This is a genomic window from Mesorhizobium sp. B2-1-8 (assembly GCF_006442545.2).
GTDB lineage: Bacteria > Pseudomonadota > Alphaproteobacteria > Rhizobiales > Rhizobiaceae > Mesorhizobium.
Window position 1 is genome coordinate 5,801,773 of the sequence record NZ_CP083952.1, and the last position, 13,211, is coordinate 5,814,983.

Consider the following 13,211-nt stretch of genomic DNA (forward strand, 5'->3'; position numbering starts at 1 on the left):
GGCTTTCACCCGCTCTACAATTGCGAGCAAAGCCGGTAGGCTTCATAGATCGACGAGTAGATATCCCGGCTGGCAACGGCGTCTCCAATGCGGTGCAAGACGAACGATCCAGCAGCGTGGAGACCACCACCCGGCTTTGCCTTCGTTCCCGTCATGAGTGCGATGTCGGTGACGCCATTGTTGGCGGAGCGCGCACGCAATTCCTGGTAGGTATCTTCCATGGGCGCCGTGCCGCGCTCGACAATGAGTTGGCCTGCCGCCATTTCCGTCTCCGCGCCGGTGAGCTCATGCCGGAACCTGGCAGCGATCCTGTTGCCTTGGCCTACCGCCTTGACCAGGCGCACGTCGCTGACGACCCGGATGCCGAGTTCCGAGGCAAGTTTGCGGAAATTCACCCTGTCCGGATAGGGTGTCTCGATCGCCAAGGTATCGTCCGCTATGGCCAAGCTGACCACGCGCCCCAGGCGGGCAAGATGCAGGGCGCACGAAATGGCGGCCTGGCGTCCAGTCTCATCGTAGATGAGCACATCGTCCTTCGCCGGCACGACGCCGGTCAAGACGTCCCAGACGCTGTCGCAATTTTCGGCGCCCTCCAGCCATTCCATGTCCGGAACGCCACCGGTGGCAACGATGACCACGTCCGGTTTCTCGGCCAGGACGATCTCTGCGTCCGCATAGGTGTTGAGACGGACGTTCACGCCGAGGCGGGCGAGTTCATCGACGCGCCAGTCGACTATGCCGATGAGATTCTTGCGGTCGACGGCGGAGGCTGCAACGAGCACCTGCCCACCGAGCCGCGCTCCGGCTTCAAGCAGGCAGACTTTGTGCCCACGTTCGGCGGCGACCCTTGCCGCTTCCATTCCACCCGGCCCCCCGCCGACCACGACCACACGTTTCGGCGTTTCGGCCCCGGCGATGGCATGGCTGATGATCGTTTCATGGCCGCTGGCCGGATTGTGAACGCACTGCACCTTCTTATACAGGCAGTAGGAAGCGCCAACGCACGGGCGAATGCGGTCTTCTTCTCCCCGCATCAGCTTGTTGACGATATGCGGGTCGGCGATATGCGCCCGCGTCATCCCAACCAGGTCGACAAGGTTCTCGCGGATGGCATGCCTGGCCGTGGCTACATCCCTGATGGCCGCGGCATGGATGACAGGCAGTCGGGTCTCTCGCTTGAACTGCCCGACCAGCGGCAGAAACGGCGCGCTGCGGGTGAACATGCCAGGCATGTTCTGCTCGGCCAGAGACAAATCGGTGTCCATGCGGCCATAGATGCAATTGAAGAAATCGATATGACCTTCCCGCTCGAACAACCGGGCGAAAGCCAGGCATTCCTCGAAGTCCGATCCGTCGTCGGCCGCTTCGTCGATGACGAGCCGAATGCCGACCGCGAAATCGTCGCCAACCGCCTGGCGAATCGCCTCATGAACCATCAGGCCGAAGCGCGCGCGATTTTCGAGCGAGCCGCCAAATCCATCCATGCGTCTGTTGGTCCTGCGCGACAGGAACTGGCCGATGAGATGGCCGCCGGTGACGGTCTCGATGCCGTCCAGCCCACCGTCACGGCAACGCTTGGCGGCGCTTGCGTAATCCTTGACGATCCTGTCGATGTCGGCTGCGTCCATCTCCTTCGGAAAATTCCGGTTTCGCGTCTCGCGAACCCGTGACGGCGCCACCGGCGGAAGCCAGTTCCCGGCATAGGCGGTGGCGCGCCTGCCAAGATGTGAGACCTGGCACATGACAGCCGCGCCATGGCGATGGATTCGCTGCGACAGAGACTGAAGATGGGGGACGATGCGATCGCTCGAAAGGTCTAGCTGACCACCGCCCCAGCTCGAGTCGGGCGAGGTCATCGCCGAGCCGCCTGCCATGGTCATCGACAGGCCGCCGCGCGCTTTCTCCTCATGGTAGAGTTGGTAGCGCTCGAGCGGCAGGCCGCCCTCGTCCAGCATCGAGGCATGGCTGGTGCTGACGACGCGGTTGCGCAGCGTCAGACCCTTGAGCCGGAACGGCTGAAGCAGAGGATCGCCGGATGTGCTGTCTGCTTGAGATGCCGCTACGTTCACGTCTTGCTCCGTGCCATTCCTGAGAGTTATAGTCTGCCCTTTACGGGACTTCAGAAAGCTTGAAAATTGTTGGGGTGGCTATACGCTGGACGTATGGCTGGTTTTGCAAAACTCGTTCCTTCCGCGCGCGGACTTCTCGTTTTCGAGGCTGCTGTCCGGCTGGGCAGCTTCACGGCCGCCGCGCGGGAGTTCAACGTCACTCAACCATCCGTTAGCCGCAGCATCGCCCAGCTCGAAGCCGATTTTGGCGCCGCTCTGTTCACCCGGGAGCCAACGGGTTTGGCCGCGACCCCGGAAGGGCGCGCCCTTTATTCGGTTGTACGAGAGGGATTTGAAGGCATCGCGCAGGTGATCCGGGAGATCAGGCAGAACAGCGCTGCAAAGCCGCTGGTTACCCTTTCCCTTTCGAGTTCTCTGGCAACACACTGGTTTGTTCCCAGATTAGGGGCGTTCAACAAGAGATTTCCTGATGTGGACCTGAGGTTCGAATTGATCGCCGGCGTTCTACGAGGGCCTGCCGAGAATGTAGACCTTGCCACGAGAATCCTGACCGACGACGATACGCTGTATCACCGCTGGGCGTTCTCGCCGGAAATCATCGTTCCCGTGTGCAGTCCATCCTATCTGTCGGCCCACGGTCGGTTGATACATGCCGGAACCGGGGACAATCATGTCCTGCTTAATCTGACAGACGCCAAGGAGCAGTGGCTGGACGCCTGGGGCAGTATAGCGGACCGCAAGACTAGCAAGGCGAAGTGGCTCGAGTTCTCGGACTACGCGGTCGTCCTTCAGGCAGCGATGAACGGGGAAGGCGTGGCGCTCGGCTGGCTCAGCAATGTTTCAAGGGCGCTGCTTCAGGGAACGCTTGTTCCGGCCTCGGACAGGCAGATCAAGACGGGCCGGATTCATCAGCTGATTGCACCGCGCTCAAGGCCGGTACGGCCTGTCGTCTCTGATATCAGCGCCTGGATGATCGCCGAGATGGAAGCCGAATTGAAAGCATTGCACGCGATACTGCGGCTGGACATTTTGTAGCGGGCTGCGGGCGACAGCCGTAGCGTGCGGCGCGGCCACCGCCGACTACCTCGGAAACAGGCTGGGCAGCGGCATGTGCGCCTTGACGATGGGAGACTTCAGCACGACGAAGCTGAAATACTTGTCGATGCCGATATCCATGTCGGTGAGCCGCTCCATGATCGACTGATACTCGCCGATGCCGGAGGTCACGAATTTCATCAGATAGTCGTAGCCGCCCGACACAAGGTGACATTCGATGACCTGCTCGATCTTGTCCACGACGGCGAGAAAACGGGCGAAGTCCACCTGGCGGTGGTTCTTCAAGGTGATCTCGGTGAAGACAGTCAATGTCTGGCCGAGCTTGGCAATATTGATTTGCGCGGAATAGCCTTCGATATAACCCTCCGATTGCAGCCTCTTGACCCGCATCAGGCATGGGCTCGGCGACAAATGAACCAGTTCGGCCAATTCCACGTTGGTGATGCGGCCGTTCTTCTGCAGTTCGTGAAGAATCTTGATATCGATCCGATCGAGTTTCACGGGTTGTCTCCGCGGAAGAGGGCCGCAGCACAAAATGCTGCCTTGCTGGTGACCATCGAGACTACCACAGCCCGCTGGGCTGTCCATCCGAGCGGATGCCGCTTGAAACGCACGGACTTTCGATTTCAGCACGACTGCCGGAATAAAATTCTGCTCAGGTCACAACTGCAGCAGCGGCTGCCTGCACGACACGCTAGATTGGCGTTTCAAGGCAGAGGGAACCATGCGCGCGCCGCTGCAGCAAATCGAAACGTCTGGCGAACTGCCGCAATCCGCTGATGTGGTGGTGATCGGCGCAGGCATCGTAGGTGTCTTCGCGGCCTACTATCTGGCCAGGCGCGGCCTGAAGGTCGCGCTTGTCGAAAAGGGACGCATCGGCGCCGAGCAGTCCAGCAGAAACTGGGGATGGTGCCGCCAGCAGAACCGCGACGCCCGCGAGCTGCCGATGGCAACCCGAAGCCTCGACCTGTGGGACAGCTTTGCGGCGGAAACCGGCGAAGACACCGGCTTCCGCCGTTGCGGGCTGCTTTATCTCAGCAATGACGAGGCGGAACTTGCCGGCTGGGCGCGTTGGCGTGACTTCGCCAGAACCGCCGGCGTTACAACGTACATGCTCGACAGTGCCGCGGCCACCGAGCGGGGCCGTGCCACCGGCCGGAGCTGGAGGGGCGGCGTCTTCTCGCCGACCGACGGCACAGCCGATCCGTCGCGGGCGGCGCCCGCGGTCGCCCGCGCCATCCTCAAGCTTGGCAGCACCGTCCACCAGAATTGCGCGGCGCGCGGTATCGAGACCGAGGCCGGGCGTCTGAGCGGCGTGGTCACGGAAAGTGGAACGATCCGGACCAAAGCTGCGGTCATAGCCGGTGGCGCCTGGGCCTCCTCATTTTGCCACCAGTTCGGCTTCCGCTTCCCGCAGGCGTCGGTACGCTCGTCCATCCTGTCCGTCTCGCCCGGCGCGAAGGACCTACCGGATGCGCTGCACACCGCGAAGATTTCGGCCACGCGCCGCGGCGACGGCGGCTATACGCTCGCCATAAGCGGACGCGGACGCGTGGACGTGACCGCGCAGCAGCTGCGTTTCTCGTCGCAGTTCTTTCCCATGTTCCTGAAGCGCTGGCGCAGCATCGGGCCTGGCGGGTTGCAAGGCATGCGTTCGGGCCACGAAACGCTGCAACGCTGGCGGCTCGACCGGCCGACGCCGATGGAGCGGATGCGCATCCTCGACCCGGTTCCGGATCAGGGCACCATCCGGCTGACCCACGCCCGGGCGCTCGAGCTGCTGCCTGCACTTCGCCAGACCAGGATCAGCGCGGCCTGGGCCGGCTACATCGACAGCACACCGGACGGCGTGCCCGCCATCGGCGAGATCCATAGCGTTCCGGGTTTCTTCCTCGCCGCCGGGTTTTCGGGGCACGGCTTCGGCATCGGACCGGGCGCCGGGCACCTCGTTGCCGATCTGGTGACCGGGTCGGAACCGATCGTCGATCCGACATCCTATGACCCGCGCCGCTTCGACGCCTCGGTATGGGGCAAGGTCGCCGACTTCTAAGTCCGACGAAACCGTATCAGTCTTCCCGGAGGAAAGCGCCGACGGGTGCTGGCCGGATAGGGGCTTGCGCGCGAAACCTGCCGACGGCTTCGGGCATACAGCCGGTTTGCGCGGCGACGAGTTCGACGGCAGCCAACTGGCAATAGCGCCCCTGGCAGCGCCCCATGCCGGCGCGTGAAAGTGACTTCACCCTGTTGGCCTCGCCGCCGCCGAAATCCGTCCCCTCGCGCACGGCTGCGGCAGTGACGTTCTCGCAGCGGCAGACGATCGCCTCATCGGGCAGCGCCCGCACCATGGCCGCCGGCCAGGGAAAGGCGCGAGCCAGACCGCGGGCAAAGCGCTCGAGCCGCACGAGCTTGCGCAGATCGGCACTGACCGAGGGCGCCTGATATCCGATGTCGGCAAGGCACGCCGCCGCTGCAAGGCGCCCCGCAATCTCGGCGCCATCGGCACCGAGCAGGCGAACCCCATCGCCCGCAAGGTAGACGCCGTTGCCGGCCCGACCCATTTCGTCGGTCTTTGGCAGCCACTGCCGCCACTGCTCGTCATAGGTGAAGGCGCACCCCGCCAGATCGGCCAGATGGGTTTCGGCCCGCAGGTGCCAGCCCATGCCGATCATGTCGCAGGAAGTGAGCTGCTGCCGTCCGCCGGCATCGCGCCAGTGCAAGGCTGCGACGCCCTGCTGGTCGGCCTCGATCCGCTCCAGTGTCACACCCGCATGATAGCGGCGGCCGAGCCGCGCCCGCAGCGCCAGGCCGCGCAACGCAACGACGGGCCGGGCGGCAAGGTCTGAGAATCCCCGCACCTGCTGGCGCCAGGGAGACGTATCAAGCACCGCCGCCACATCCGCTTCAGCCTCGACGAGCTGGGCGCCGACCAGCGTCAGTAAAGGCCCCGATCCCGCCAGGACGATCCGACGCCCAAGGGCCACACCTTGCGCCTTGAGCGCGATTTGCGCCGCGCCAAGACTGTAGACGCCGGCATTCTGCCAACCGGGGATCGGCGCGACGCGGTCGGACGCGCCCGTGGCAAGGATCAAACGCTCATAGCCGACAACCTGAACGCCGTCCTCGCCCAGCACATGCAACTGGCCGCCATGTGCGGCAATGACAGAACTGCCCGCGCAATGGGTGAGTTGCCCATCCTTGGCCAGCCGGTCGAAGAGCGCATGCAGTGCGCGCGCCTTCGCCGCTTCCGACCCGTAGAGCTGCTTTGGCGTGCGGACGAACCCGGCAGGCGGACGGCGATAGATCTGCCCGCCCGCGCGATAGCCTTCGTCAATCACTGTCGGACGGAGCCCGGCCTCGACCAGCGTGGCGGCAGCCCTGATGCCGGCGGGACCCGCACCCACGATCACGATCCGCGGCGGTGAGGCCTCGTTCACGGCCAGCTCTCCGGTGGTGTCGTGCGTAGCCGCAGACCTTCGGCGACAAGGGTTGTGCACGCGCGCAGACGCGGTCCCTCCTCCTGCCATATCCAGCAATCCTGACAGGCGCCCATCAGGCAGAACCCTGCGCGCGGTTCGGGCCCGAACTCGGATATTCGCAAGACATGCCCCGACGCCAACATGGCGGTCAGCACGGTGTCGCCCGCCAGCGCGTGACGCATCTCGCCGTCGAGAAAGATCCGCACGCGTGCCCGGTCCCGCTCGGCCAGCCGGACGATACGGCCGGCCGTGCTCATTCCGCTGCCTCTTGCAGCGGACGAGGACGCGGCAATTCGGGGAAACGTTCGCAGACCGCATCGAAGGCGGCCTGAACGCCCTCCGGCCCGGAGCGTCCTTTCATACGGCGGAAGATCTCCGTCTTGGCGAAGAAGCGCCAATGGATCGGCAAGGCATCCAGAACCACATGAAGCTGGTCATAGGCCGCCAGCGTCCACTGCGCTTCGTAACCATCGCGCTCCGGACCGAAATGGAAATGACCGACTGATGGTTCCTTGCGTGAGCGCAGCAGCTTGGTCGCGTGTTCATCGATCTCGCCGCCGCGGATGACAACGCCATAGTCACGCTCGGCGGCTGTCGGCGAGACATAGCCGCGCCGCACGTCCTGAGCGACCCGCCAGGATTCGCGCTGCAGCGGATCGCCGCGGCCGCCGCCGCCGGCGGAGCGGATCTCGAGCACGTCGCCGGGCTGCAGGACCGCCGTGTCGATATTGCCCAGCCGCCGCTCGTGCTCGCCCCCCGGATTGACGACCATGTCGGACAGGCCGGCCGCCTTACCGCCGAGTACGCCCCAGGGGCGGAAGAAACTGCGGTCGCGGTTGCGCGCCGTGATCCTGGAATCGGGGGCGAAGACACGGAAGGCCATCTCGGTCGCCAGCCCGCCGCGCCAGCGGCCCGCACCGCCGCTATCCCTGGCGAGTCCGTATTTCACGAACTCGACCGGAGTTTCGGTCTCGGTGATCTCGATCGGCGTGTTTTTGAGATAGGCGGCATCGGCGCCCGATCCGTTGGTGCCGTCGCGGTGCGGCATCGCGCCGCCGCCGCCCACCACGGGGTTCACCGCCGCGATGACGCTCCGGCTGGTACGCTCATCCGTCGTCATGACGTTGATGATGCAATTATTGCCGGCCGGACCCGCAGGCAGGCGCTCCGGCACCGCTTGTGAGAACGCGCCGAAGATGACCGAGCGCAGCCGGGCGCAAGTGAGCGAGCGCATGCCGACGGCGGCGGGGTGGACCGGGTTCAGCACCGAACCTTTAGGGGTGATGCAGGTGAACGGTCGAGTGAGGCCCGTGTTGAGCAGGATTTTCGGGTTGAGCGTATAGAGAACGTAATAGACACCCACCAGCAGCATGGTGTGGCGCGGGTCGCCGCCCGAGGGCACATTGAGCGAGGAGCCGAGTTGCGGATCGGAGCCGGTGAAGTCGAGCACCGCCTCCCCGCCTTTGATCGTCAGCCTCAGCTTCAGCCGGCAGGGATTGGCCTCGACCGAATCCTCGTCGGCATAATCCGCGAATTCCCATGTGCCGTCAGGCATGGAGCGCAGCACGTCGCTCGCCTGCGCCTCCGCATGATCAAGAAGAGCGGCAACGCCTTCGATGAAGCCTGTCTTGCCGAACTTCCGCACCATTGCGTGGATCTTGCGCTCGCCGGTGTTGAGCGCGCCGACCAGCGCCTTGATGTCGCCGATGTTGAGATCCGGCTTGCGCACATTGGTGCTCATGATGCGCAGGATCATCTCGTCGAAGACGCCCTCGTTCACGAGCTTCATCGGTGGAAAGCGGATGCCCTCCTGATGGATTTCGGTCAGCGCCCGGCTGAGCGAAGCCGGCACCGCCCCGCCCATGTCCGTGTTGTGGATGTGGCCTCCGGTCCAGGCGACGATCTCGCCATCGACAAAGACCGGCTTCCACAGATGCGTGTCGGGTGCATGGGTGGCCACATAGCCTGAATAGGGATCGTTGGTGAAGGCGACGTCGCCAGGCCGGTAGTCGTCCACCATTGCGATCGCCCGGCGATACGAAAGCCCGGGATACCAGGTGGCGCCGAGTTCCATGGGGACGGCGAAGGTTGCCCCGGAGCGGTCCATCAGCATCACCGTGAAGTCCTGCGTTTCCTTGACGAAGGCGGAATGCGCGGTGCGGTGTAGCGTGTGGGCCATGTTCTCGGCCGCCGCGCGGGCATGGTTCGCCAGAACCTGAAGGTTTGTCCGGTCAAACAAAGGCGTCACTCCGCGAAAGTCAGAAGAAGGTTGAGGTGGCGATCAACCCGTGCCTGCGCTCCCGCGGGAATGGCAAGGGTGGTGTCTTCCTGAACGACCACGGCAGGCCCTTGGAAGCTACTGCCAGGCACAAGAGTCTGCCGGTCGTGGAGGTCTACGGTCTCGACGCCCAGGCCTGTATAGACCGGAAGCCGGCGCGCCGGACCGGCGGAGACGTCGATCGCGTCGATCTCTGGAAAGGAGAGCGCCGGACCCGCGCCGACGGCGGACAGCCTGATATTCACAAGCTCGATCTCGCCATCCGGGTCGTGGAAATCGTAGAGCCGCTCATGGGTGCGGTGAAAGGCCTGCTCGATGGCCTCTGCGTCACTCTCCTCGAGCCATTCCGGCGAAAGGACGACCTCGATCTCATAGCTCTGACCGAGATAGCGCATATCGCAGGAGAAATTGAGCTCAGCGGCCGCGTCATGCCCCTGCGCCGCGAGCCAGTCGCGGCCCTCGCTTGCGAGCGCCTCGAAAGCCGCGCGGATAATTGGGAGCGACGCGGCCGACAGCGGCGAGAAAATGGTGCGAATGAAATCTCCGCGCAGATCCGCCACCAGTCCGCCCAGTGCCGACACCACGCCGGGGCGTCGTGGCGCCATGACGCGCTTCATGCCGAGTTCGCGGGCAAGGAAAGCGCCGAGCATGGGGCCGCCGCCGCCAAAGGGCATCAGCGTGAAATCGCGCAAGTCGACGCCGGCGCGCGATGCGAGTTTCTCGACCTCGACGAACATCTCCGACACCGCGATGTCGAGGATCGCCTGCGCGGTCTGCTCGACCGGGCGGCCGAGTCGCCTCGCAAGCTCGCCGACCGCGCGATGCGCCAGCCCGGTATCGATGCTAAGTTGTCCATAGGCCATCTCGCTGTGGCCGAGCCATCCGCACACCACCATGGCGTCCGTCACCGTCGCCTGCTCGCCGCCGCGGCCGTAGCATGCCGGTCCCGGCGTCGAGCCGGCCGACTCCGGCCCGACGCGAAGCACACCCTGTGCGTCGACACTGGCGATCGAGCCGCCGCCGACGCCGATCGAACTCACCGACACGGAAGGAATATGGAGCGGAAATTCGCCGATCAGCTCGCCGGTGCCGAACTGCGGCTCGCCGTCGATGATAAGCGCGAAGTCGGCCGAGGTTCCGCCAATGTCGAGGGTAAGGATCCTGTCCTCGCCGGCCTGACGCGCCAGCCACGCAGCGCCGATGACCCCTGAAGCCGTACCCGAAAGCAGCATGTTGACGCAGGCCTGCTTGCCTTCGGCAGCGTTCATCAGCCCACCGTTCGACTTCGTCAGCATCGGACGGGCCGGCACGCCGCGGCTCTTCAACCGCTCTTCCAGCGCCGTCAGGTAGCCCGAGACACGCGGATGGACATAGCCGTTGAGGATGGCGGTGGAGCTGCGCTCGTATTCGCGAATGACCGGCCAGACCTCGGCCGAGGTGAAGACGAAGAGGTCGGGTGCGAGGCGCGCAATAGCAGACTTAACCGAGGCCTCCTGCGCGGCGTTGCGCCAGGAATGAAGGAAGGCCACGATGATACCTTGCGCCCCGTTCGCCTTCGCCGCCGCGACCGCTCTTTCAACGGCTGCCACATCAGGTGCCTTGGTCTCGCTGCCATCGGCGCGCATGCGGGCCGGAATGCCGAAGACCATGTCGCGAGGGATCAGCGGGTCCGGCCGAGAGCAGAACAGCGAATACATGTCCGGCATTCGAAGCCGTGCGAGCTCGATCACGTCCTCGAAGCCGGCATTGGTGAACAGCGCGAGCGGCGCGCCCTTGCGCTGGATGATCGTGTTGATGCCGACCGTCGTGCCGTGCACGAAGCGCGTCATATGGGTGGGATCAAAGCCCTCGCGCTCGGCCAGAAGGCCAAGACCGGTCATCAGCTCGGCGCCCGGATCCTCCGGCGTCGTCAGCACCTTCAGCGAGGCGACGCGTCCGGAGTTTACTTCAAGCGCGCAGAAATCGATAAAGGTCCCGCCGATGTCGACGCCGACCTTCCAGTCGGCCTCGTTCCCTGCCCCGTTCGCCGTGATGGCGCCATCCATGATGCGTTCCTTCCTGTCTGACGACCAAAGCTGGCACGACCGGATGGTGCCGGTCCAAGATGGATGAGGAGCAAGGATATAAGTCGTGCTTATGCTTTGGCTCGATGCTCGCCGAGGACGGCGGAACAGGCCGCGCGAATTTCGTCGCGCATCATCTCATCGGCCCGAGAAAGGGCTCGGGCGCGTGAGGTGAGAAGCGCGATCGGGAATTCCGGCCCGGCCGCGAGCGGCCTGACCGCAAGCCCGGCAAACTGGTGCCACGGCAGCAGCGCATCGACCAAGGCGATGCCCAGACCGGCCTGGACGAAGCCGACCGCGGAGATGGATGCGTCGATCTCGAGCGACGGCGAAAGCGCCACGCCTTGCGCCTGGGCCGCGTGGGCCAGTTCATCGGCAGGGCGGGTGTTGCCGCGATAGGATATCAACTCTTCCCCGACGAGGTCGGCGAGCGTCAGCTCGGTTTTCGTTTGCAGCGCGTGCCTGGCGGGCAGCAGGCATACGAAGCCGAGTCTGCCGACCACCTCCGCCTCGATATCCGGAGGCAGCCGGTCGTCCATCGCCAGGCCGAGGCTGGCATCGCCCGCACGCAGCATGTCGACGATTGCCGAGATGGGCGCGCTATGGGCACGCAGCATTATGTTGGGATGCTGCGCCCGGAATTTGGTGAACGCACGCGGCAATATCGCCATTGCCGGCGGCGGCGACGCCGCGACCCGCACAAGCCCTGCCCGGCCCAGGCGCAGGTCGGTTGTCTTGCGGCGCAAGCCCTCAAGCCCGGCCGACAACCTCTCGGCATCGGGGAAGATCTCTAACGCCTCCGGGGTTGGTCGCAGCCGGCCCTTCACCCGCTCGAACAGGGTGAAACCGAGTTCGTCCTCGGCGTGGAGCAGGATCTGGCTGAGCGCAGGTTGGGAGATGTTCAGCATCCGTGCCGCGGCGGTCACGGTACCCGCGCGCATCACGGCGATGAACACTTCGAGCTGCCGGGCCCGCATGGCTACTCCATAGGTAAAACTTATGGCTTCTGTCCAAACCCATCTTTGACGCAATAGCGCGGCGCGGACAAGATCGGCTGGGATTGATTGCTAGAGGGCGCTATGGATGTAGTCGTGCTGGGCGGCGGACTGATGGGGACGGCTTCGGCCTATTTCCTCGCCCGGCGCGGCGCACGCGTGACGCTGATCGAGCGGAGCCGGATCGGAACCGGGGCAACGGTCGCCTCCTTCGGCAACATCCGGCGCACAGGACGTCATCTGTCCCAGCTTCCATTGGCCCATCGCTCGCTCAGGCTCTGGGGCGAGGCCGAGAAAATGCTTGGCCGCGACGTCGAATTCCGCGTAACCGGCCATATCCGGTTGATCTTCGATGAAGCCAGTCTCGCCGACATGCGGACCTATGCCCAGACGGCGCGGCCCTGGGGACTTGAGCTGGAAGAACTCAGCCCACGCGAGATTCACACACGCTTTCCCGGCCTCGGTCCCGATGCGATCGCGGCGTCGTTCTCGCCGCGTGATGGCAGCGGCAATCCGCGGCTGATTGCACCCGCCTTTGCCGAGGCCGCGCACCAACTGGGCGCCAAACTTGTCGAAGAAGCGGAGGTCGAGACGATCAAGCACACGGCTTCCGGGTTTCTCGTTGTCAGTTCAAAGGGAAAATTCGCCGCCGAGTGTTTGCTCAACACTGCCGGAGCTTGGGGTGCACGCATCGCCGCACAGTTCGGCGAACAGGTTCCGCTCGACGCGCGTGGCCCACAAATGGGCGTGACCGAACCACTGCCGCACCGGATCCTGCCGGTGGTCGGCATCTGGACTCTCGACAAGAACCATGGCGCCTATCTGCGTCAGGTCGAGCGGGGCAACATCGTCTTCGGCGGCGCCGCCGAAAGAGTGTCGGTGGATCTCGACCCAGGCCATGCGGCCGCCGACCCCATGCGCCTGCCCACGCAATTGCGTGCCGTCGTGCGGCTGCTGCCGGCAATCGCGCAGGCCACCGTCATCCGCACCTGGTCAGGCTGCGAGGGCTATGTCAGGGATATGCTGCCGGTCATGGGATGCTCGGCGACGACGCCGGGCCTGTACCACGCCTTCGGCTTCAGCGGTCATGGCTTCCAGCTCGGCCCGGGCGTGGGAGACGCCATGGCCGAACTCATCATGACCGACCGATGCGAAACGCCGCTCGATGATTTCAGGGTCGATCGCTTCGGCCGCGCCGTCTGAGAGCAACTGTCGACATCCGCGCAACGACGGCCCTTTGGTCGCGAAAGAGGGACAATCCATTCGTCGGCGTC

The 13,211-nt window shown here is 64.7% G+C and carries 10 protein-coding genes; 3 read left to right on the forward strand and 7 right to left on the reverse strand.

Annotated elements, in window-relative coordinates; translation table 11 throughout:
- Window positions 1–14 precede the first annotated feature (14 nt).
- Window positions 15–2,069 carry an FAD-dependent oxidoreductase gene (locus FJ970_RS28555; RefSeq protein WP_140756929.1) on the reverse strand — a complete coding sequence of 685 codons (2,055 nt, stop codon included), beginning with the start codon at window positions 2,067–2,069 and terminating at the stop codon, window positions 15–17.
- Between the two features lie 93 nt (window positions 2,070–2,162).
- Between FJ970_RS28555 and FJ970_RS28560 the strand changes: the two genes are divergently transcribed.
- Window positions 2,163–3,104 (forward strand): LysR substrate-binding domain-containing protein, encoded by a 942-nt coding sequence (locus FJ970_RS28560; RefSeq protein ID WP_140756927.1) that lies wholly within the window; start codon window positions 2,163–2,165, stop codon window positions 3,102–3,104.
- Window positions 3,105–3,149: 45 nt separating this feature from the next.
- Here the strand turns inward: FJ970_RS28560 and FJ970_RS28565 are convergent, their stop codons facing one another.
- A complete protein-coding gene (locus FJ970_RS28565) occupies window positions 3,150–3,626 on the reverse strand; it encodes an Lrp/AsnC family transcriptional regulator (protein ID WP_140756925.1) in 477 nt (158 codons plus the stop codon).
- A gap of 223 nt (window positions 3,627–3,849) precedes the next feature.
- Here FJ970_RS28565 and FJ970_RS28570 point away from each other — a divergent pair, with 223 nt between their 5' ends.
- Window positions 3,850–5,175 carry an NAD(P)/FAD-dependent oxidoreductase gene (locus FJ970_RS28570; protein WP_140756923.1) on the forward strand — a complete coding sequence of 442 codons (1,326 nt, stop codon included), beginning with the start codon at window positions 3,850–3,852 and terminating at the stop codon, window positions 5,173–5,175.
- A gap of 16 nt (window positions 5,176–5,191) precedes the next feature.
- Here FJ970_RS28570 and FJ970_RS28575 read toward each other — a convergent pair whose 3' ends face one another.
- The 5 genes from FJ970_RS28575 to FJ970_RS28595 form a co-directional block, all read right to left on the reverse strand.
- Window positions 5,192–6,559: an NAD(P)/FAD-dependent oxidoreductase gene (locus tag FJ970_RS28575; RefSeq protein ID WP_140756921.1), complete on the reverse strand. Its 1,368-nt coding sequence runs from the start codon at window positions 6,557–6,559 to the stop codon at window positions 5,192–5,194.
- Entirely contained in the window at window positions 6,556–6,858 is a 303-nt protein-coding gene (locus FJ970_RS28580; protein ID WP_140756919.1) for a (2Fe-2S)-binding protein, read from the reverse strand. Before FJ970_RS28580 ends, FJ970_RS28575 begins: the two co-directional genes overlap by 4 nt.
- Entirely contained in the window at window positions 6,855–8,840 is a 1,986-nt protein-coding gene (locus FJ970_RS28585; protein ID WP_140756917.1) for a hydantoinase B/oxoprolinase family protein, read from the reverse strand. Before FJ970_RS28585 ends, FJ970_RS28580 begins: the two co-directional genes overlap by 4 nt.
- Window positions 8,841–8,845: 5 nt before the next feature.
- The gene (locus FJ970_RS28590) at window positions 8,846–10,924 is read right to left on the reverse strand and encodes a hydantoinase/oxoprolinase family protein (RefSeq protein WP_140756915.1); all 2,079 of its coding nucleotides are present in this window, start codon (window positions 10,922–10,924) and stop codon (window positions 8,846–8,848) included.
- A gap of 89 nt (window positions 10,925–11,013) precedes the next feature.
- Window positions 11,014–11,919 (reverse strand): LysR family transcriptional regulator, encoded by a 906-nt coding sequence (locus FJ970_RS28595; protein WP_140756913.1) that lies wholly within the window; start codon window positions 11,917–11,919, stop codon window positions 11,014–11,016.
- A gap of 102 nt (window positions 11,920–12,021) precedes the next feature.
- Here FJ970_RS28595 and FJ970_RS28600 point away from each other — a divergent pair, with 102 nt between their 5' ends.
- Complete coding sequence (locus tag FJ970_RS28600) at window positions 12,022–13,140, forward strand: NAD(P)/FAD-dependent oxidoreductase (RefSeq protein WP_140756911.1); 1,119 nt, start codon at window positions 12,022–12,024, stop codon at window positions 13,138–13,140.
- Window positions 13,141–13,211 lie beyond the last annotated feature (71 nt).